We start from the raw sequence: 20741 nt of genomic DNA on the forward strand, positions 1-20741 counted from the left end.
CTAACCCGTAAATATTAGTAGGGTTAGGACGCCGGGAACAACAAAAATATTCGGAAAAAATGCTATTCACCCGGTTTGCCAACTTCCGCCGGGCCGGGTCGGGCGGCTTGTTTGTTCAGGTCCAGGCGGATGTCGTCCAGCAGTAGCAGCCGCTCTAGCGCGCTGCGGACAGCCAGTTTGGGGCTATCGGTGCCGCTGTTTTTACTCGTGTTTCTTAAGGATTTCTCCCGCCGGTCCAGGTATTCAACCAGGGTCTGCCGGTAATCCTCCGTAAGGGTCAATAAGTGGGGTGAAACGCGCAACCGCAAGGCTTGAAGTTGGAGGATTTTTTGCCGCAGCAACGGTTTTTGACGGGTAGGTTCCCATCCGCTGATGATGTCCTGCAAAGACATTTCCACGCGGAAGGTCGTGCGATTGGTTGGCGAATGGACCCGTACGGGGGTGCTTAAAATTTCCCCCAGTTTCTCCTGGCTCTCAGCCAGGCTGAAGGCCTGGCTCGGATCACGCCCGGAAAAAGCCACCAAATGCAGCGACCACCATTTTTCCACGTCGCGCAGGGAGGCAAAATGCTGGGCAAACGCCTTAAGGAAAGCGGTTTGCCAGTTCAAATGGCGTGGGGATTCACTCAGAAATTGAGCCAAACAGGCGCCGCCGTCGCGAAGCCGCAGGAGTTGATAAATGAAAAGATGAGCGCAGGCTTCATAAAAATTACCGGGCGGTCCCTGCAACCATTCTTCATCCGGCCAGTTTAACTCGTCAAAATTCAATGGCACACGTCCGCCCAGTTTGTCGCGGAATTTGTATGGCAGGGCGTTGCGTTTATACATCCCCATCATGGGCTTGTCCGCCTCCACGATCAGATTGCCGCTGGTCACCGCGTTCAGATAGGCGGTCATCCCGGGAGCCAGCCAAGGGGGTAACTCTAACTCTCGCGGCCCGGCATTACGGCCAGCTATTTCTTGCAGGATGACTTCCACCAGCGCGGCTAGCAGGCGCATTGGAGCGACCTCGCTGGGCACCTCCATGCGGTAAACCCAGCCGGGGTTCGTAAAGGTGGCTTTCACCAGCACCGGATCGCTGGCGCCCTTGGCTGGATAAATTTGGAGGAAGATTCGTCCACGCCAGCGATCGGGTGCGCCCAGTTCTTGTAGTAGCGCCTGTTTGACGCGTTCGCATATCACTGCCAATCGCGCCTGTTCCAGCCGGATCAGGTTGGTGCCGACTGATGGAGTGTTGGGAAACCCGACGGAGGGAAGAGTTTCCCGTGGTCCTTGAATGATGAATTGATCCGACCGGCTGCGAACAGCAAAACCTGATTCGGCGAACGCGGGCGCGCCGCACAGCGCCAGCATCAGGCACCCGAGCAGGCACAGCCAATGGAAACTTTTGGCAGCCCTCGAGGCGAAGCGCTGGGTCATTCCGCAATCCGCAATCCGCAATCCGCAATCTCCGCCGGCCGTCTCCTTGCCCCAGCAGCTCCCTGGCGTGGCCAATTCAGAATGGCGATGACGAATACGCGGGAAGACGGTTTGGCGTTTCTGCTTGCTGCGGAAAACCGGTGGCGCGGATTGAAGCGTGCTGCCGAGGGCAGGCTTATTTGGATGGTTTCGCTTCAGACTTGGCGGGCGGGCTTTGGGACTTGCCCTCCGAGGGTTTACTGGCGGTGCTGGAACTGGCCGGCGTGCTGGCTGGAGCGGTGGCCGGTGCCACATCTTTTTTAGCACTGGCTTTGTAGCCTTCGCTGCGGTAGTCGGTGATGTAAAAACCGCTACCTTTGAAAATCAGCCCGGCGCCAGTGCCCACGGCGCGCTTGACCTTACCCTTGCCCCAGCGTTTTTGTGGGCAAACATCTTTCGGACACACCTTCAGGGGTGCGTCCTTCATGGATTGAATGTGTTCAAACTGGTGACCACACTTTTCACAAATATAATCGTACGTCGGCATAAAGACTTGGCGATGCTGGCATGAAATGAATGGAAGTTTAAGAAAAAAATAACCCCGCCATGGCCGTGTGCAAACAGTTCCTTTGAACTGCGACGATACAGGTGGAACCCGATCACTGTCTCTCGACTTCCAATTAAGGCATGTCGGCGGACTTAGAAATAGAGGCTCCGCGTTTAGCTTACTTACGGTTCAAGGACTTAGTTTCGAATCACGAACCGGGCAGGGTTAAAACCGAATACCCGATAAATTTTTTTCTCAAAGAAACCGGCCAACCACCATCTACCACTTGCAGTCACCGGCCACGCTTTCAATATGGACCAGCCCTGCGCCGTTCGCAAGAAAAAAATCATTATATTTTGAGTCGAACGAGGACGAAGTTGTGCGGAAAATGGGCCGCACGGAAAATCGTAAAAACATAGCGGTGGATAAATTGCGAAAAAGCGACAAATCAGCCGCGGTCAGAAAAAAAACTTTTCCGCTTGCCACCAGGCGAAAGATTTGTTCTATTACGCGTCCTTTGCGGGTTCGCGTGAGTGAGCCGTTGGGTCCAATAGTCTGGTGTTCATGAGCACAGACGGGGATCGTGAGGGATGCAATGGGCGGATAAAACGAAAGCACAAAGCGGGTGTAAGTGCTAAAAAAAATCGGTTGCCTCGGTAGCTCAGTTGGTAGAGCAGTTGACTCTTAATCAATTGGTCCTAGGTTCGAGTCCTAGCCGGGGCACCACTTCTTCAGCGGGCCGAAGTATTTCCAATTACCACTCAGTAATCAGCTCGAAGGCCGACTCGCATGGCGATTCATTTGGCACCACCACTGTCACAAACAGAAATGGCACTCATTCCACGAAGGGCGCAGGCCAAGGGTTGTTATTGCTTGGGTCCGTACCGTGCTGTTCGATCCAGATATGATCGTTAGCGCTGAAATCAGGCGCAGTTGCAGTCGTGCCGGGAGTGTGAAGTACGGTTGGAGAGTGCCAGCGTTTCATCCCAGCATGCCCATCCGCATAGGACATCCCCGCTGCTTCACCGTGGTAGGTGGCTGGTTTGTCAATCCACATAAAGGCGCTGTACGTAGCTGTGTAATCGATCCGGAAATAACCATCGTTGATGCTGGTATCATTTTCATCAATCAGCACGAAAAAGGAAGAAGGTCGGGTGATGCTGACCGATCTTCTGAACGCGAGGCCACCACTTACAGTGTTGTTCGTATTGCCTATGGCGCAATTCATGGTGATGCCACGCACCACACCCTGTTGGTTGCCCGGGCACTTGTAGATTTCAGTGCTGTTGACGTAGCGATAGAGCAGACCGTTGATCAGGAGCGCGGTGTTGGTCTTGTCTGCGGCGGTTTGCATGTTGCCCACACACCACATAAGGTTTGTAGCGGTAATGGGTTGGCTGCCCATGTTCGGTACCAGCACCCCTTCATTGTCGTCCGCGTACATAATCCAACCCAAGCCAAGCTGCTTTTGGTTATTCATGCACATGGTGCCTTGCGCTTTTCTTTTGGCATTGGCCAAGGCAGGGAGTAGGAGACCGGCGAGAATGGCGATGATGGCGATCACCACCAAGAGTTCAATCAGGGTGAACCCCCGTTTACTGGTAAATCTTGTGTTCATAGTCTTGGTTATAAGTATAGTTTTTGATAGCCACGCAAACAAGTTCAATTTTTACAAAAGTAACATGCGTGATTTTCACGCATAACGGGCAAACCTCACGCATACTACCCGCATTAAATCCTGTTTCTACAAGACCGCATAAATCATGCCAAATAGTTGGTGAACCTTGGTTCAATTCGTTTTAGGTCTTGACCACTCATTTCGCAGGCCTACCTTTCTGCACATGAACCAGCAATTCAACCACGGTTTGGCGGGAATGGACGGAATAACAATCCGATGCCATGCTCCGCAATGGGGGGCTCCCATGCCCGTTTCTGTGCCCTTAACTGCCTTGGTTCAGCAATTTTTCAAACTGCGCACCTTTTTGATTGGTTGGGGTATGCTGTTGGGACTGGCATGGGGAAGTCAGGCAGCCAATCCGCTGGAATCGGTTTGTATCACGGAGTTTCTGGCTGTTAACCAGCATGGATTGCGGGATGAGGAAGGCAAGCGTTCCGGTTGGATCGAGCTTTACAATGGCGGCCATACCGCCATCAGCCTCGAAGGGTGTTACTTGACAGATAACCGCACAAACCTGGCACAATGGCGTTTCCCAAAAGTGGTGCTGCTGTCCGATACATATATGGTGGTGTTCGCTTCCGGCAAGGATCGCACTAACGACTTGGCGCATCTCCACACCCGTTTTCAGTTGAACCCGCAAGGCGGTTACCTGGCGCTGGTGAGTCCAGCCAAGGCAATGCTCTCGGAGTTCGCCGGCTATCCCAAACAAGTCTCCGATGTTTCATACGGGCGACTGCGCGGGGAGTTGGCGCTCTGTGGCGCGTTTTTGCATCCCACGCCCGGCAAGCCGAACGGGTACCGAGGACCGGAGTTCGCCCCAGAAGTCACATTTTCGAAGTCCAGCGGCGGTTTTACCCTTCCGTTCCCGCTCCAGCTTTCATGCGCGACACCCAAAACGGTGATTCGCTACACGCTGGACGGTTCGCTGCCGACGAGTGCCGCGCCAATCTATACCGCCCCGTTGCTCATCACGAACTCAATCCAGGTCCGCGCCCGGGTTTATCAGGATGGTTTGCTTCCGGGCCCGCCGCAAAGTGAGGCGTTCCTCCTGCTGCATACCAACGTGGTGGAGTTCACCTCCACGCTGCCGGTGATCGTGATAGACACGTTCGGCAAGGAACTGCCGGCTTTATCGCATTCCATGTACGCCAACCTGCTATTCTATGAGCCGGTCAATGGAAAAACCTCGTTCACTAACCCCCCCGCGCTGGCAATACGCGGCGGTTTTCATGGGCGTGGTTCCAGCACCCGTGATATGCCCAAAGCCAGCTTTGCGGTGGAACTCTTGGATGAGTTCAATCATGAGCAGCATCACGCGGTGCTCGGTCTGCCATCAGAGTCGGACTGGGTACTCTATGCGGTGGACAACTATGAACCGGTGATGATTCATAACCCGTTTGTTCACCAGTTAAGTCGTTCCATGGGGCGCTATTCTCCGCGAACCCGCTTCGTAGAAGTGTATTTATCCCGCAAAAACGGCCCACTGACCAGCACTCACTATAATGGCATTTACGTGCTTGAGGAAAAGATCAAGGTGAGCAAGCACCGCCTGGTCATGGATCGGGTTGGCCCTGATGATTTAAAGCCGCCGGAGGTAACCGGTGGGTATCTGCTCAAGGTGGATCGGCTGGGGCCAGACGAAGCCGGGCTGAGCGCCGCTGGCACCACCATGGCCTATATCGAACCCAAAGAGCGGGTTATTAACCTGCCACAACGTGCCCCGCAAAAGGAATATCTCAAAACCTATTTCACAGACTTTGAACATGCGCTCCATGGTCCCAATTGGAAAGATCCAATTAAAGGGTATCGGGCCTTCATTGATGTGGATTCATGGATAGATTTTCATGTGCTGGAGGTGCTCAGTGGTAACGTGGATACCCTGGTGTTGAGTACCTATTTTCATAAACCGCGCAACGGAAAACTCATCTTTGGCCCGCATTGGGATTTTGACCGCGCGTTGGGCTCGACGGATGGCCGCGACGACAATCCCCGCCAGTGGAATACCGGCCCGTTCTTTGACGCAGCCTGGTGGAACCGGCTGTTCAGCGACCCAGATTTCTGGCAATTGTGGGTGGACCGCTGGCAGGAGTTGCGCCAGAACCTGTTCTCGCTGGACAGCCTGAATGCCTTGACGGACCGGCTGGCGGGCGAACTGCGGGAGGCCCAACCGCGCGAGACCAAGCGATGGGGTGTCCCATTGCGCGGTGGCAGCTACCAATCAGAGATTGATCTCATGAAACGCTGGCTCGCTAGCCGGGTGGATTTCATTGATCAACAACTGGTGCAACCGCCTCGTTTCAGCCAACTGGGCGGCAAAATCACCCCAGAATTTAGTCTGACCATCGCTGGGCCCACCAATGCCACCGTCTATTATACCCTCGACGGCTCCGATCCACGTCTGTCGCAAGGCGGCATCTCCTCCAACGCCATTGCATACACTGGCCCGCTGCAATTCAAGGCGAGTACCTTTGTCACGGCGCGGGCGCATAATCCTAACCAGCGGCAAACTGGTGGTCCCCCCACTTCCACCCCCTGGTCTAGCAGAGTCATGGCAAAGTTTACAGTTACGAAAAAATAGGGTTATTTGCGCTTTTTATCCGCGGGCAAGGAGATACCCCATTTATCCTTGGCTTTGGCGGTGGCCTCGCTATACGGATAATCTTTCAGCAACTTGGCCAGCACCCGGCCCGCTTCCTCGTCCTGCCCCAGGGCTTTATAAATTTCGGCCTGGTAATACATAAGTTCGGAGCGGTGAATGTCCACCACCGCCACGTGGAGCAACTGCTCGCAACGGGTCAGGGCGCGGGGATATTCCTTACGGCCCAGATACAATTGAATGCGGGTGGTGCCCGCCTCCATGGAGATGCGTTCCAAAGGCGTTTCCCACTCAAGTTGGCGCAAGACCTCCTCGGCCTTGGTGTATTCAAAGCGCCGCACAAAATCACGGGCACTTTCCAGACGCGCTCGGTTGCGCATGTTTTGGGTGCGACTCAGTTCATTGACAAGGTTGCCGACGGTTTCATAAATTTTCACCGCCTCCGGCACCTTGCCTTGCAGCCAAAGTGCGTCGGCCTGCGTCAACGTTTTCAGGCGGACCTCGGTGGTTTCCAGAAAAGTCGGTTCAATCCTCTCCAGCAACCGCAAAGCCTCCTGCGGTTTCCCGGCAATGTTCACTTGGAAAATGGCATTGCGCAGACGCGCCTTTTCGCGAATGGATGGCAGCGCGCGTTCCATGGCCAGCCGCCAGCATAATTCCGCCATTTTATAGTCGCGCATCTCGGGATGCTCGTAATGAAATCCGAGCAAATAAAAGGCTTCCGCCTGCACCTGGTTAAACTGCTCCTGCGCTCGCACACACGCGGTGCCCAGTGCCGTGAGCAAGGCGCGATCCTCCACGCGATCCGCAAATTTAACCAGCGTCCGCAAATCCTCCGGCTGCATTTGCGGCACATTATTGGAACCCACGATCATCTTTTTTTGTTTCTCGAACAGTGGGTCTGACCATTCCGGCGCCAGCAACCAGTTCGGTTGCACATTGACGGCTTGTCCCAGCGTGATTTTGTGCCCATCCTGATCCGTCACCTCCAACGTAGCCCGCCGCAGATCGCGCGCTGCCAGCGGATGCAAGAGCTGCTTGCCCTGTCCTTTATAGCCATCCTCCAATTCCCATTGGTAGGTGATTGCATCTGCCAGACCAAAAGCACGGAACCCAACGTTGACCAGCGCCATATCATCCACCATGTTGTGGTCCACCATTTCCCATTCAAAGTAGGCACGCCGCGGCGCGCCCGGCGCGGTTTCAAATTCCACCACCTCGAATTGGCCCACCGGCTCGTACACCCTGCCGGGCATGAGGTCCAGGTACTTGGCCCCCGGCGGCTTCCAACCCACCTCGGCCAGCCATTCCCCGCCAGTATGCATGAACAAATATTCAATCTGATGGCGTCCGGCGGCGAGCCGCGCTTTGCCGCTGAACTGTCCGTGGGTGCCGCGTCCCCGTTCTTGCGGCCCGCGGTTCACCACCAGTTTGTTATCAATGCGCAGATACGACGGACTCGATGAAACAATGCAGAACTCATACTCATCGGCCTTGGGAATTTTGATGTATCCGGAATAATACCCCATGAAATTGGTGGCCGCGCCATGGGGGTGAATCCCTTGAAAAATCAGGGAGACCGGGCTGCGGCCCAAAATAGGGCCGCTGGAATTAAATTGACGCAAAGCCCGATCCCACTCATCGAACCGGCCAGGTTGGGCGCGTCGGGTTTCCAGAAACAAGCCAGCGGTCGGGCGCCAGGTATTGATCTCGGGTTTGGCACTTTCTTGCAGATAGACGAGAAAGGAGGAACCGCTAAACGCCGTGCCGGTATCAAAGGCGATTTTGAACATGTCGCCATTGGTCGCCCAGAGTAACCCCGCATTTACGCGAGTACCGTCCGCCGTGTACACGCTCACCTTGCAACGGGCGGCGTCAATTCCGCAAGGAGCCACCGAAACCACGCTGACCGGCGCACCGCCCGGGGAATTCTTGACGGGATGGACCCGCACGCGCCATGAGGCCCCGGCATCATGCCAGGTATCCGCCCTTAAGGGCGCACCGGCAAGTACCCCCAAGACCAGGAGCAACCCGACGCGCCAGCCAGTGGTTTTTAACCACGCTTTATGCGCCATCACCCGAATCAAGTTGCGGTCGTGTTTCATCATGCCTGCGAACCGGCACATCATGCAAACTACGGCAGGAAAAGGAAATGGCAAAATAACGCGTTTACCCATGCCCCTTCATTCCGCACTCGACGCCCAGCCGATCAGCCGTTAGCATGGGCTTATGATACAACGTTATTCGCGTCCCGCGATGCGGGAAATTTGGACAGAACAGCGCAAACTGGAAATCTGGTTGCAGATCGAACTGCTGGCCACCGAGGCATTGGTGCAGGAAGGCGTCGTGCCCGCCGCTGATTTCGCGATCATGCGCTCCAAAGCCGGCTTTAATGTGGAGCGCTGCAAGGAACTGGAAAAAACGCTCAACCACGACGTCATCGCCTTTACCACGTGCGTGGCTGAATATATCAACGCTCCCGCCAGCCGTTGGTTTCACTTTGGCCTGACCAGCAGCGATGTGCTGGACACCGCCTTTGCCGTGCAAATGAGCCAATCGGCAGACATCCTGTTGCAGGATCTCAAGGATCTGCGCGCAGTGATTGCCAGGAAGGCCAAGGAACATATCAATACCCCCTGCATCGGGCGCAGCCATGGCATCCATGCCGAACCCACCACGTTCGGACTGAAGCTGGCGCTGATGTACGATGAATTTGGCCGCGCCATCCGGCGGTTGGAAGCCGCCCGGGAAACAGTGGCCGTCGGCAAACTTTCCGGCGCGGTGGGCACCAGCGCGCATCTTTCGCCGAAGATTGAAGATTTTGTCTGCAAGAAACTCGGGCTGAAAGCCGCGCCGCTGGCCACCCAGGTGATTCAGCGGGACATTCACGCGGAGTTCATGTCCGCCATGGCCCTGGTCGGCGCCAGCATCGAGCGTTGGGCCACGGAGTTCCGGCATTTGCAGCGCACCGAGGTGCTGGAAGCGGAAGAGTTTTTCGCCAAAGGCCAGAAAGGGTCCAGCGCGATGCCGCACAAGCGCAATCCAATCACTGGCGAGCGGTTGACAGGTTTGGCCCGCGTGTTACGCGGCAACGCCCTGGCCGCCATGGAAAACGTGGCCCTCTGGCACGAACGGGATATCAGCCACAGCAGCGTCGAACGCATTATTTTCCCCGACTCCTGCACCTTGCTGGATTACATGCTGGCGCTACTGACGAAACTGACGGAAGGCCTGATCGTTTATCCCGAGAACATGAAGAAGAACCTGGGGCTTTCCCTGGGCATGTGGAATTCCCAGACCGTGCTGCTGGCCCTGATCAAGAAAGGCCTGACGCGCGAACAAGCCTATGAATTGGTGCAACGCAGCGCGATGAAGACCTGGGCCACCAAGCATGCGGGCCGCGATGACGCCAATTTTCTGGAAGAGCTGCGCAAAGATCCGGAAGTGGCGCAACACTTTGCCGCGGGAGAATTGGAGAAGCTCTGCTCGCTCGACTTTCATTTCAAACAGGTCAAGGCACGCTTTAAGAAGGTCGGGATTGTCTAATGCCCGCCGCCACACTCTCCGGTGATGCCCAGCGTGTCACCGGGAGTGCGCGGGGGAGTCCTGGCGGTTCTTGGAAAGCCACGTGCGGCGATTCGCATTGAGCGGTGGATTCTGGTTGAACCCAATCACCCAATCAAACCACCCCACTACACCGCCCGCACCGGTGTAATTTTGGACTCCTTTTGGAGTAGTTTTTCATATTGGCATCCTGTCCATCGCGTCTCCGCTCGCCGCTGGCTTCCAACTCCAAGCTCCTATCTTACGAGATTAATTTTTTTGCCAACTGATCTTTTTGCCATGTCGGTGTTTGATTTTTCTGCAAAATTTTGGTTTTCCATTTTCTGCTATCGCGTTAGGTCTTCGCCAGGACAGCCACGGATTCCTGAACCGCTTCCGCCAGCACCGCGAGGCCTTCGCGCAGGGCGGCTTCGGGGATGGTGAGCGGCGGGGCGATTTTTACTGTCTGGCCCCAGGCACCCACGGGCGCGAAAATGAGCAGCCCCTTCTGGAAACAGCGTTCAATGATCGCGTGCGCCAAGTCGTGGTTCGGTTCCTTGCGTCCGGGCTGGACGATCTGCAAGCCAGCCACCAAGCCGCGCGCGGTCACGTGGCCAATGACGTTGGGATGCTGGGCCTGAATGGCGCGCAAACCGGCGAGCAGGATGGGTTCCAGCTTGGCGGCATTTTCGGTCAGGTGTTCGTCCAGAATCTTTTTGATGCTGGCCATTGCGGCAGCGCAGCAGACGGGGTTGCCGGTGTGGGTGCTGGTCATCGAGCCAGGACCGAACTGGTCCATGATCTCCGGTTTGCCAAGCACGGCGGAAAGGGGCAGGGAACTGCTGATGCCCTTGCCGCAGCAGATCAGGTCCGGCACCACGCCGTAATGTTCAAACGCCCAGAATTTACCGGTGCGCCCAAACCCGGCCTGTACTTCGTCAAAGGTCAGCACGACGTTGTGCTTGGCGCACCAGGCGTGCAGTTTCTGCACGTACTCCACCGGTGCGAAATCCGGGCCGACGCCCTGATAGGTCTCCATCATCACGCCCGCCACATCTTCCGGCGCCAATCCCTTGCGCACGAGCACGGCCAGGAAGGCGTCGAAGCTGGTGTCGGTGGTCCAATAGCCATCGGGGAATGGCATTTGGATAATGGCTGGGTCTTCATTGACGATCCATGCCTTTTGTCCGGCCATTCCGCCGGCCTGTTGCGAGCCCAGGGTGCGTCCGTGGAAACCGCGCTCGAAGCTGAGAATGGCAATTTTCCGTTTGCCGCCCACCTGGATGCCGTGGGCGCGGCTCAGCTTGATGGCGCATTCGGTGGCCTCAGAACCGGTGGTGAGCAAAAAGACTTTTTTCAGCGGCTCCGGCGCAACACCCGCCAGGCACTGCACGAGCGCCGCCCGTTCCTCGCTGGGAAAACAGTAATTATGGATCAGCCCGCTGTTGACTTGGTCCACGATGGCCTGGCGGATTTCCTTGACGCCATGCCCCGCGTTGGTGACGAGCACGCCGGAACTCCAGTCGAGCCAGCGGTTGCCGTATTTGTCATAGACAAAGATGTCTTCTGCGCGCTCCCACACAATCGGCGGCTGGCCGCGCATGGATTGCGGCTCAAACTGGCGCAGGGTTTCCAGCGTCGGCACGGAATCCGGATGCGGAACCGGGGTGACAATGCGGCGATATTTGGTTTCCACCCGGGCAACTTCCCGGGGAATAATGCTGAATTCTTTTCCCATAAATTATTGTATCGTAAATGTTCTGGTTCAGCGGCGCGAGGCCACACTGGGATGTGTACCGTACGCAATGTCCACCCACGCGCCATCATTGACGATGGAAATGCGGGCCGCCTCGACGACGAGTTCGTTGATGAAACTGTTGGCCGGGGTGGCCAGAATGCCCTGCTGATCCACTTCAGCGAGCAGTTCGCGCCGGCGGCGCAAGGCGTGATCGCCGGTCAGGGCGGCGGTCTCCGCTTCGATCCGGTTCATGGTATCGAGCAGCGCGGCGACGGAATCGTAGCCGTAGCCCACCGGCTTGAAGCCGGGGCCTTCCCACGGTACGAGGCGGAAATAATCCGGGCTGACATAATTATACTTGGAACCGCCGCAGCCGATGCCTTCCAGATAGCTGTGGCGCACGCCGCGATCATTGTCACGGTGTTCAATCATGCCGCTGGCATTCTTGCCCTCGCAATACATGAGCAAGCCCTGGTCGTTGCTGCCGGCGGCATCATCGGGATAACCCAGGCCGTCGGTCACGGAAAGCAGCGCGCCGTTTTCATAGCGCACGCGGCCGTTGGACCAGAGGTAGCCTTCCTTGCCATTGGGGAAACGTCCTTTCACGCCGGAAACGGAGAGCGACGCCGGCTTCAGCCCGGTGATGAAATAGACGAGGTCCACGTAATGGCAGCCGACATAGACAAACGGATCGGTCATGTCGCAGGTGAACCAGTTCTGAAAATTCGAGTGCCGGTAATAGTACGGCTCGATCAGCTTGGCCTCGCCGAGGGTGAACTCACCGAAGTGGCCCTGCGCATACTGGCGCTTGGCCATGAGGGAACGGTGATCGAAACGCTTGTGATACTCGACGCCCACGAACAGCCCTTTCTCGCGGGCGAGCAGTTCAATTTCGTGCGCCTGTTGGTATTTCAGCACCAGCGGTTTCACGCAAAGAACATGTTGGTCCCGCTTTAACGCTTCCAGCACCACGGGGTAATGATGCTGATCGGGCACCGCCACAATCACCGCCTGGCGGGGGGCCAGCCGGGCCAGCGCTTCCTTGTACAAATCGGGATACATGCGATCCGGCGGTTCATCCAGTCGCGGCATGGGCACAAAGTCCTGTCCCGGGAACGCCTGTTGCAGGGACGCGCTGGCTTTGAGCGCGTTGAGTGAGGTGCTATGCTGCGCGCAAATATACAGTTTACCCACCCGTCCCAGCCGTTGCAGGTGATACACGGAGGGGAGGATTTGGTCGTGGACGATCATTCCGCCACCGATGAGGACCACATCCAGACTGTTTCGATGGTTCATAGGTTTTACAAAATATAGTGTGGCATAACCATCGTCACCTGGGCCCGCCATAAACGACGGTACAACTGAAGGCGAAAACCAGTGCGCTCATGAACGTTTTATTTTGCCCTAAACCTGGCCGCTTTAAGCCGTCCGTCCTTGCGCAAACGTTTCTGCCATGGCCACGGCCTTGAGCATGGCTTTGGATTTGTTCACCGTTTCCGTGAACTCCGCCTCGGGGGTGGAATCGTTCACCCAGCCGCCGCCGGCCTGCACGTACGCCCGCCCGTCTTTCAGCAGGGCGGTGCGGATGGTGATGCAGCAATCCAGATTGCCGTTGAACGAGAAATATCCCACGCACCCGCCATAGGGACCGCGCGCGGTCTGTTCCAACTGGGAGATGATTTGCATCGCGCGAATTTTTGGCGCGCCGCTCAGGGTGCCGGCGGGGAACGTGGCGCGCATGAGGTCGTAGGGCGTGCGATCAGCGGAGAGTTGTCCCTCCACCTGCGAAACGATGTGCATGACGTGGCTGTACCGCTCGATAATCATCAGGTCCCGCACTCGCACGGAACCGTATTCGCAGACGCGGCCCAGGTCGTTGCGGGCCAGGTCCACCAGCATCACGTGCTCGGCGCGTTCCTTGGGATCGGCCAGCAGTTCTTTCTCCAGTGCCTGGTCCAGTTCCTCCGTTTTTCCCCGCGCGCGGGTGCCGGCGATGGGCCGGATTTCCACGCGGCGGTCTTCGCAGCGGACGTGAATTTCCGGCGAAGCGCCCACGAGGGAAAAGCCGTTCAGTTCCAGGAGGAACATGTACGGCGAGGGATTGATGGTGCGCGCGGCGCGATACACTTCCATGGGCGACGCCTGAATGGTGGCCGTGAACCGTTGCGAACCAACCACCTGGATGATATCTCCTGCCGTGATGAATTTTTTCGCCTGGACGACGTTGTCCATGAAGCGTTCACGGGTGAGATTGGATTCCACCGGCAAGTCCGGCGCTTCTCCGGTCACGGTCACATGCCGGTATTCCACCGGCTGTTCTAGCAGCGATACCAGGCGCTCGATTTCCGAGACCGCTTCCTCGTATGCCTCGGCGGGCGAACTGTGCTCGTTCACAAACGCGTTGACTAGGATCGTGATGGTTTGCGCCACGCGGTCAAAGACCAGCAATTCGTCGGCGATGAGGAAATACATTACCGGCGTGCCCAAATCGTCCTGCGGCGGACGCGGCACAACCGGTTCGATGTCGTGAATGAATTCGTAACCAATATACCCAATGGCGCCGCCGGTGAAACGTGGCAGTCCGGGCACGGTGACCGCCTGATAGCGCTGCAACACCCGTTCCACCACTTCAAGCCCGTCCCGCACGGTACGGTCCGTTGGCGGACCGCCGGCACCGGTGACGATAAACTGTTCCGCAACCTTGCCATTTTCGAGCACCTCGACGCGGTTATCCGTTTGGCGGATGACCGCGCGCGGGTTGCAGCCCACGAACGAATAGCGCCCCAGGTGTTCGCCGCCTTCCACGGACTCGAACAAAAACGATTCGCCCTGGCCGCGAATTTTGCAGTAGGCCGAAAGCGGGGTTTCAAAATCCGCCAGCAGGCGGCGGGTGACCGGCACCAGGTTGCCTTGGCGGGCCAGCGCCAGAAATTCATCAAGGTTTGGATGATACATACATGGGAGGACAGAACGTCTCTGGTTCTGCGTTATCTACAACTCTATTTTGTATTTCGGTCACGTTGCGCCAATTATTGTTCTGGACCGTCCGGGTCCGTCATGGCGTAGGTTTTAGCCGATTGCCGCCGGATGCGCCACAAGGAAAGCAGGGAATAAAACAGCACAGCAAAAGCGTACCCCACCAAGCCCACACCAATGCCAAAGGGGATCAAGTCCAGATCACAGAAAAACATCAGGCAGGCCCCAACGCCACCGACCAAAAAGGTCTGCCCGGCCAGGCAGCCCAGGTACAAGCCCAGGGGAACCCGCTCCAGATGTTCGATCATGCGGCTGCTGTACCGTAATTCCCCCAAGTACCGCATCAGCCAAGCCGATTGGAAGTTGCGGGCGGCCACCAGCAGACTGGTGGTGGTGATGATGACTGCCGCCAGCGGCCAGCGCGCAAACCCGCCGCACAGCGCCACATTCAGCAATAGCCCCCATTTCCAGCCCAGCTTGCGGGCGATGGGATTGGCCTCCAACACCAGGTTGGGCGTTGCCACCCAAGTGCTCAGGAAATCCATCCCGCGCCCAAACGTCAGCGCCGCCAGAAAAATAAAATAGGCTTCGCTGCCCAAAGGGATGGTTTCTTCCATGATGATATGCCTCGCGGTTGGCCGCCCGCCGCTCAACCCAAAATCGTGCCAAACGAACGGATCGTTACGCGCCGAATCGGGTTATTTCTTGCCGTAAATCTCTTCCGGTTTCTGGAGCTGGGGCTCGGTGACCTTGAAGGTCTCGCCCTGGTCCTCGATGCTGCGGAAGAAACAGGAATGGTACCCTTCATGGCAGGCCGCTCCAGTCTGTTCCACCTGAATCAGCAGCGTATCCCCATCGCAATCAAACGCCACATTTTTCACCACCTGCACATGTCCGCTGGATTCGCCCTTCATCCAGTATTTCTGGCGGGACCGGCTCCAAAAATGCGTTTTGCCGGTGGCGATGGTGGATTCCAGCGAAGCGCGGTTCATCCACGCCATCATCAGGACGCGTCCGGTGGACTGCTCCTGGATGATGGCCGGGATCAGTCCGTTTGAATCAAACTTCAATTTGTCATAAAAGCTCATGCGGGACGCAAACTACCGCATTTTTGCGGAAATGCCAGCCTGGTTTTTTGGGATTATTGTGATCCCGGACGGTTCAGGTTGCCTCAATTGGGTCGATCACAACCTTGCGGCGGCACAGTCCCCAACCCAGGGCCAGCCACGCCGCCACGGAACAGGCCATGACGAAATGGCGGTCCCAGGGGATTCGGCCCGCCTCCGGCAAATGCATGTTCGACGCCAGGATGAACAGTTCGGAGCCCATCGGCGTTTGTGCCAGCGTGCTGCCATCCGGGCGCACGCATTGAGAAATCCCGGAACTGGCCAACCGGAAAATCGGCAGGCGATATTCGGCGGCCCGCAGGCGGGTAATTCGGGCATTGAGCTGGTGCGCTTTCTCGCCCCACTCCAGAGAATCCATGGCCGCCACAATAAAGCCCTGCGTGCCTTGTGCCACAAAAGCGTCGCCCACCCGTGTGTAACTCAGATCGTAGCAGATGGGAAAGGCCAGGCGTCCCCACGGGCTGGCCCAAACCTTTTTCTCCCGCGCCGGTAGCCCGTCTTTAAAGAACTGAATCGGCACACTCTTGACTTGGCGGAACACCACCTCGCCGTCCGGCCCCACGACATACACGCTGTTTTCAAAATCTTCCCCGACCGGTTCTTTGCCGCCCGCAATCACGTAACGTTGCGAAGCCTTGGCCCACGCCCGGACGGCGGGGGGAATGGGGCCGCAGAACGAATACTCACTCAGGACCAACACTTGCAATTCCGGGTGAGCCTTCAACGTGTGGCGCAGGATTGCCAGGTTTTCATCTTCCATCGCACTCTCGGTTTGTATCCCGCCAATTTTGAAGGCATTGGTGGCGCTGATGGGGATCGAGGCTTTGTGGCTACGAGTGTGGTTGTTGGCACCTTCCGGGGTTATCGCGGTTGGCGGATGCACGGCTGCCTTCTCGGTGGTATAGTCGCATTTCCGGGCTGTCCCCACACCCGATAATTCCATACCGATCGCCAGCACCAGTGCGGCGGCGGTGGTACGGTAGCGGCTGGGTAATTCGCCAAGTGTCGCACCGGCCAGCATGATAACTCCGCCCACTCCATAGCTGCCCAGGCTCATGGTCCAACTCAGGCATTCACGCTCCGCCAAAGTGCCGCCGAGCGTCAGCCAGGTGAAGCGCAGGTAATTTAACTCACTGCGGAAATACTCCCAACCGATCCACAACACCGGGGCAGCGATTAGCCCGACTACCGGTCCCCATCGGACGCGCACCCGGTGAAGGGTGATGGTGAACAGGCCAATGTAGACCGCCAAAATGCTCCACAAAGCCATGGCTCCCGGGCCAAAAATATTCCAGAAAAACTGGAGCTGGCCCGCGTAGCCAAGGAAGCCCACCGCCAGTCCGCCATAAAAGGCGCGGCGCGAACTGCTTTCCTTGGCGATTTCATACAATATCCAGGCATAAATCAGGATCAGCGCTTCCCAGCCCCAGTCATTATTGGCCGCATTAAAAGCCAGTGCGGCAGCGCAAATCTTCAATAATAACCAGCCCGGATGCGTGGCTTGATGCGAAGTTTGGAAGTGGTTTCCCCCGGTTTGGGACGGGTCCTCTTTTGGAATTGGCACCGCGTTTTTCATGCAACAACTTACAGAAGCATAACGCGTGCCACAAGTTAAGAGGAAAAATCCGAATACCGAACCCCGAAATACCGAAAAGAAAACTGAAGGATGGACCTCAAAATTCAGGCAGCAACATGGCAGGTAATCCAGTCCCCATTTTTAACCTGCCATGATGGCTGCCATCTGTTCGGGTTTTTCCGCGTCTCCCTGCGTGAAATTCACGCCTCCACCGCTAGAATTGACGCGAACCGTTTCTCATCCTCTTCGGCGCGGACTATATACTGATTACCGATGGCGCGGTCCGTTCCGCGCGGTATCCCCGCTATTTGGCTGGCTGGATCAACTCAATTTCATAACCCTCGGGCGCATCCACAAAGGCGATCCCGCCCCCGTCGGGCTTCAGGTGTGGCCCATCGGAGTATTTCAGATTGAATTTCTCCAAGTGTTTGGCGAAGGCCGTCAAGTCCTTCACCGCGAACGCCAGGTGGGTCAAATCCGGCTGCACCTGTACCGGGCCGCTGGCGGGGAAGTGGCAAATCTCGATCAGCTCCTCGCTGCCGGGTGCTTTCAAGAAAACCAGTTCCGAACCGCGGAGCGACTTGTGGCGTTTGACTTCCGCCAAACCCAGCACGTCGACGTAAAAACGAATCGTTGCATCCAGGTTGTTTACCCGGTATCGCGTATGCAGTAATTGGCCAACTCTCATGGGTGACAACCATAACCGGAATTAGCCCCTTCGCCAAATCATTTTGGCGGCAGAATTCATGGGCTTGGACGGGAGTTCCCCACCCCAATCTGCGGGTGGCGGACTGGCTGCACCACGATGGCCAATCGAACAGGTAAAATTTTTATGAAAATTTTTGTGGCATATTCCCTTTTGTTTGGTACATTCGCGCACTCTTTAGGGTATCGGTTGGCAGCTAGCGGGATTCCCGCAGGCACAACGGAAACCATGAATTTTGTATTGATTAACTGTGATTACGAAGAAAAAAGTTGTCGTGAAGAAAGTCGTCGCCCCGGCCAAACCGCCGGAGGGGAAGGCTAAGCAACGCACGGTTGCCACCTCCTCCGCCATCTTGGGCCGCTCCGTTGGCCATACTAAAATTGGCAGCGCGGAAGACATCAAGCCGGAATGGCAGAAGTATCAGGTCATTTTGCTGGATTTGCGTGACCGGCTCATGCATCAGATGGACGGCTTGGCCAAGGATTCGGCGGAAGAGATGCAAAGTTACAGCTTGCACATGGCCGACTCCGGGACGGATAATTTTGACCGTGATTTCGCGTTGAGCCTGCTATCTGCGGATCAGGATGCGATTTACGAAATTGAGGAAGCCCTCAAGCGTATTGAAAAAGACACCTATGGCACCTGCGAGTTGACTGGGAAAGCCATTCCCAAGGCCCGCTTGGATGCCATCCCTTGGACTCGTTTTACCGTGGAAGCCCAGGCGCAGTTGGAGCGCGATGGCGCCCTGCGGCAGCGTCGCTTGGGTACGTTGGGCACCGTGGATAATTCAGGGGCGACGGATGTCGAAGATGGCGACTCTGACGAAGACGAAAAGCCCGTCAAGGAAAAGGAATAATTTATGCCGAGAGAAACAGTCATTATTGAATGTACGGAAGCGCGCAAAGAGGGCAAGGCGCCCTCGCGCTACACCACCACCAGGAACAAAAAGCTCAAGACGGAGAAGCTGGAGATCAAGAAGTACAATCCGAATCTGCGCCGTCGTACGCTGCACAAAGAAATCAAGTAAACGCTTATATGCCACGCAAAACGCATACGGAGAAGAAGGGGGAACGTAATTCCCGTTCGGCACGCAACGAGACGCGCACCCCCCGCCCAAAGCCCAAGATTGACTTCACGTTGGACGCCTTGGAGTTCAAGAACGTCAACTTGCTCAAACAATTTGTCACCGATCAGGGACGCATCCTGCCGCGCAAATACACCGGTTTGCCCGCCCATTACCAGCGGCAGATGAACCGGGCCATCAAACGCGCCCGGCAGGCGTTGCTCATGAAATAGACGGTTGTCCGTTGTTGTTCTGGATTTTAGCGCCGCGTTTGCGGCGCAAAAAAAGCCACGCGATGTCGCGTGGCTTTTTTTAGGGATTCATGGGTCAAGCTTCTTCGCCGGTCCATTCTCCCAAATGGATGTATTCTTTGATTTTTCGCCGCTCATAACGGCTCTTTTGTGCTTTTTTTGGGCGGTTATCCGCTTTGCGGAAGGGGTGTTTTGGATTACGAAGTGCCTCCACGATTACATCAAACGTTTTTGTCATGAGACTTTCCTTTCTTTCGTGCGCCGCATGACGCCATGATACAGGGACACTACCACCTTGGGATTTTCCTCGAAGCAACCTGTCAATTTAACGTTCATGACGGCCATCCATGATTGGACTGTGACACCATACACCACGTTCAATGGTTACTCAAATTTTTTCTACGCTTTTTTACATCCCCGTGCTTTCATCCGTGCCATCCGAGTAATCCGTGGTAAAAAAACGGGAAATTAACCACCGATAAACACCGATGGACACAGATAAGACCATACACCGGTCCGGTATTCCGCAATCCGCAATCCGCATTCCGAATTCGAGGGTTCCGAAATCCGCAATGATAGCCCAACCAGTAGGCGTGGCCACCTTCCTTGGCGCGACCGTTGGGGTTTTGCTCGGCGGCGGTTTGGGCTGCTTCGGCATCCTCATCCAGTTCGCCTTACAATGGCGGCGACGGGAACCTGCGGACTAGCCAGGCGCTCCGGCCAATCCTGAAAGGATTGCGGCATCGAAGCCCAACGGTTGAATCGGTCAGGGGTAAAAGGGCCGATTCTACCTTGGGTTTACCGTCCACCGTGACTGGGCAACCCTGAAAGTGGTTGCGTCAAGGGCACCGGGTATATTCACGCAGCCTTGACGACAAGATGGTCGCTTCCATTCGCGGCGTAAAGCAACGCCGCTTTGATATCCTCCGCCTCAAGATCGGGAAAATCCTGGAGAATTTCCGCCGGCGTGGCGCTGTCGGCCAGCATTTCAAGAATATCCTTCACGCGGATGCGCAACCCACGAATACACGGACGCCCGCCACATTTCCCCGGTTCCACAGTTATGCGGTCCATTAAACTCATGGCCATAGAAAACCCCGATCCATGGAAAAAGTCAAGCCAGCGAATCATCGTGCAGCAAGCCAGAACAGCGCAGAGAACAGCCCAAACTATGGATTGGCTCTTCCTCGGGTAGGTTGCTCCCCCTTCGCCCCCCCCCGCAACCAACCCTGGCCCCCCCCCGAACTGCCCGGCGCCCCGTAAACGCGCCCCGCCAACCCGCGCCCCGCCGACGCCGATCCCGCCAAACTCCTCCTCCCAGTTCCGCTGGGAACCTTTCAGTTGCGGATTGACGTCCAGCGGGTGCCGAATTTACCCTTTCCCCATGAACCACGGCTCCAGCATTGCGCCGCGCGCTCTGAATCCGGGGCGCGCCAGGCCGGGCCGTCAACCACCAACCCAACCCCTATGGAACACAACCTTGTCCATGCTCAGAACACCGCATCTGCCAGATTTAGCTTGATACCAATTTGAACACCAGGCG

19 protein-coding genes, 1 tRNA gene and 1 other RNA gene are annotated in these 20741 nt (G+C 56.5%); 7 read left to right on the forward strand and 14 right to left on the reverse strand.

Translation table 11 applies throughout. The features are described from left to right. Nucleotides 1-62: 62 nt before the first annotated feature. From WCO56_13985 to ssrS, 3 genes are all read right to left on the reverse strand, one after another. Nucleotides 63-1418, reverse strand: coding sequence for a hypothetical protein (locus tag WCO56_13985; protein ID MEI7730680.1), 1356 nt, complete (start codon nucleotides 1416-1418; stop codon nucleotides 63-65). A gap of 175 nt (nucleotides 1419-1593) precedes the next feature. After that, the gene (locus WCO56_13990; protein ID MEI7730681.1) at nucleotides 1594-1944 is read right to left on the reverse strand and encodes an FmdB family zinc ribbon protein; all 351 of its coding nucleotides are present in this window, start codon (nucleotides 1942-1944) and stop codon (nucleotides 1594-1596) included. Between the two features lie 47 nt (nucleotides 1945-1991). Continuing rightward, nucleotides 1992-2173, reverse strand: a non-coding RNA gene (gene ssrS, locus WCO56_13995) — 6S RNA. A gap of 421 nt (nucleotides 2174-2594) precedes the next feature. Between ssrS and WCO56_14000 the strand changes: the two genes are divergently transcribed. Beyond that, nucleotides 2595-2670: transfer RNA gene (locus WCO56_14000), tRNA-Lys, on the forward strand. 109 nt (nucleotides 2671-2779) lie between these two features. Here WCO56_14000 and WCO56_14005 read toward each other — a convergent pair. Then, nucleotides 2780-3562 (reverse strand): type II secretion system protein, encoded by a 783-nt coding sequence (locus WCO56_14005; GenBank protein MEI7730682.1) that lies wholly within the window; start codon nucleotides 3560-3562, stop codon nucleotides 2780-2782. Between the two features lie 304 nt (nucleotides 3563-3866). Here WCO56_14005 and WCO56_14010 point away from each other — a divergent pair, with 304 nt between their 5' ends. Next, the gene (locus WCO56_14010) at nucleotides 3867-6200 is read left to right on the forward strand and encodes a CotH kinase family protein (GenBank protein MEI7730683.1); all 2334 of its coding nucleotides are present in this window, start codon (nucleotides 3867-3869) and stop codon (nucleotides 6198-6200) included. Between the two features lie 2 nt (nucleotides 6201-6202). Here the strand turns inward: WCO56_14010 and WCO56_14015 are convergent, their stop codons facing one another. After that, the gene (locus WCO56_14015) at nucleotides 6203-8326 is read right to left on the reverse strand and encodes a PA14 domain-containing protein (GenBank protein MEI7730684.1); all 2124 of its coding nucleotides are present in this window, start codon (nucleotides 8324-8326) and stop codon (nucleotides 6203-6205) included. Between the two features lie 121 nt (nucleotides 8327-8447). Here WCO56_14015 and purB point away from each other — a divergent pair, with 121 nt between their 5' ends. Further along, nucleotides 8448-9764, forward strand: coding sequence for an adenylosuccinate lyase (gene purB / locus WCO56_14020; GenBank protein ID MEI7730685.1), 1317 nt, complete (start codon nucleotides 8448-8450; stop codon nucleotides 9762-9764). Nucleotides 9765-10116: 352 nt separating this feature from the next. Here purB and WCO56_14025 read toward each other — a convergent pair whose 3' ends face one another. From WCO56_14025 to WCO56_14055, 7 genes are all read right to left on the reverse strand, one after another. Then, a complete protein-coding gene (locus WCO56_14025) occupies nucleotides 10117-11499 on the reverse strand; it encodes an aspartate aminotransferase family protein (GenBank protein ID MEI7730686.1) in 1383 nt (460 codons plus the stop codon). Nucleotides 11500-11526: 27 nt separating this feature from the next. Beyond that, nucleotides 11527-12795, reverse strand: a complete 1269-nt coding sequence (locus WCO56_14030; GenBank protein MEI7730687.1) for a Gfo/Idh/MocA family oxidoreductase — start codon at nucleotides 12793-12795, stop codon at nucleotides 11527-11529. Nucleotides 12796-12918: 123 nt separating this feature from the next. Then, entirely contained in the window at nucleotides 12919-14454 is a 1536-nt protein-coding gene (trpE, locus tag WCO56_14035) for an anthranilate synthase component I (protein MEI7730688.1), read from the reverse strand. A gap of 74 nt (nucleotides 14455-14528) precedes the next feature. Beyond that, the gene (locus WCO56_14040; protein ID MEI7730689.1) at nucleotides 14529-15092 is read right to left on the reverse strand and encodes a hypothetical protein; all 564 of its coding nucleotides are present in this window, start codon (nucleotides 15090-15092) and stop codon (nucleotides 14529-14531) included. An 81-nt stretch (nucleotides 15093-15173) separates the two neighbouring features. Further along, nucleotides 15174-15563 (reverse strand): phosphoribosyl-AMP cyclohydrolase, encoded by a 390-nt coding sequence (gene hisI, locus WCO56_14045; protein ID MEI7730690.1) that lies wholly within the window; start codon nucleotides 15561-15563, stop codon nucleotides 15174-15176. A 73-nt stretch (nucleotides 15564-15636) separates the two neighbouring features. Continuing rightward, the gene (locus WCO56_14050; protein ID MEI7730691.1) at nucleotides 15637-17166 is read right to left on the reverse strand and encodes a nitrilase-related carbon-nitrogen hydrolase; all 1530 of its coding nucleotides are present in this window, start codon (nucleotides 17164-17166) and stop codon (nucleotides 15637-15639) included. Between the two features lie 316 nt (nucleotides 17167-17482). Continuing rightward, a complete protein-coding gene (locus WCO56_14055) occupies nucleotides 17483-17866 on the reverse strand; it encodes a VOC family protein (GenBank protein MEI7730692.1) in 384 nt (127 codons plus the stop codon). A gap of 268 nt (nucleotides 17867-18134) precedes the next feature. Between WCO56_14055 and WCO56_14060 the strand changes: the two genes are divergently transcribed. Genes WCO56_14060 through rpsR form a run of 3 tightly spaced genes read left to right on the forward strand, consistent with a single transcriptional unit; the run spans nucleotide 18135 to nucleotide 19180 of the window. Continuing rightward, nucleotides 18135-18740 (forward strand): TraR/DksA family transcriptional regulator, encoded by a 606-nt coding sequence (locus tag WCO56_14060; protein MEI7730693.1) that lies wholly within the window; start codon nucleotides 18135-18137, stop codon nucleotides 18738-18740. Nucleotides 18741-18743: 3 nt separating this feature from the next. Further along, a complete protein-coding gene (gene rpmG, locus WCO56_14065) occupies nucleotides 18744-18911 on the forward strand; it encodes a 50S ribosomal protein L33 (GenBank protein MEI7730694.1) in 168 nt (55 codons plus the stop codon). 8 nt (nucleotides 18912-18919) lie between these two features. Further along, nucleotides 18920-19180 (forward strand): 30S ribosomal protein S18, encoded by a 261-nt coding sequence (rpsR, locus tag WCO56_14070; protein MEI7730695.1) that lies wholly within the window; start codon nucleotides 18920-18922, stop codon nucleotides 19178-19180. Nucleotides 19181-19274: 94 nt separating this feature from the next. On the opposite strand, the gene WCO56_14075 is transcribed toward rpsR, so the two are convergent. Then, nucleotides 19275-19436: a hypothetical protein gene (locus WCO56_14075; protein ID MEI7730696.1), complete on the reverse strand. Its 162-nt coding sequence runs from the start codon at nucleotides 19434-19436 to the stop codon at nucleotides 19275-19277. 334 nt (nucleotides 19437-19770) lie between these two features. On the opposite strand from WCO56_14075, the gene WCO56_14080 reads away from it, so the two are divergent. Then, the gene (locus WCO56_14080; protein MEI7730697.1) at nucleotides 19771-19905 is read left to right on the forward strand and encodes a hypothetical protein; all 135 of its coding nucleotides are present in this window, start codon (nucleotides 19771-19773) and stop codon (nucleotides 19903-19905) included. A gap of 151 nt (nucleotides 19906-20056) precedes the next feature. Here WCO56_14080 and WCO56_14085 read toward each other — a convergent pair whose 3' ends face one another. Next, nucleotides 20057-20281: a DUF433 domain-containing protein gene (locus WCO56_14085; GenBank protein MEI7730698.1), complete on the reverse strand. Its 225-nt coding sequence runs from the start codon at nucleotides 20279-20281 to the stop codon at nucleotides 20057-20059. Nucleotides 20282-20741: the final 460 nt, after the last annotated feature.

This window comes from Verrucomicrobiota bacterium (assembly GCA_037139415.1).
In the GTDB taxonomy this organism is placed as follows: Bacteria; Verrucomicrobiota; Verrucomicrobiia; order Limisphaerales; family Fontisphaeraceae; genus JBAXGN01.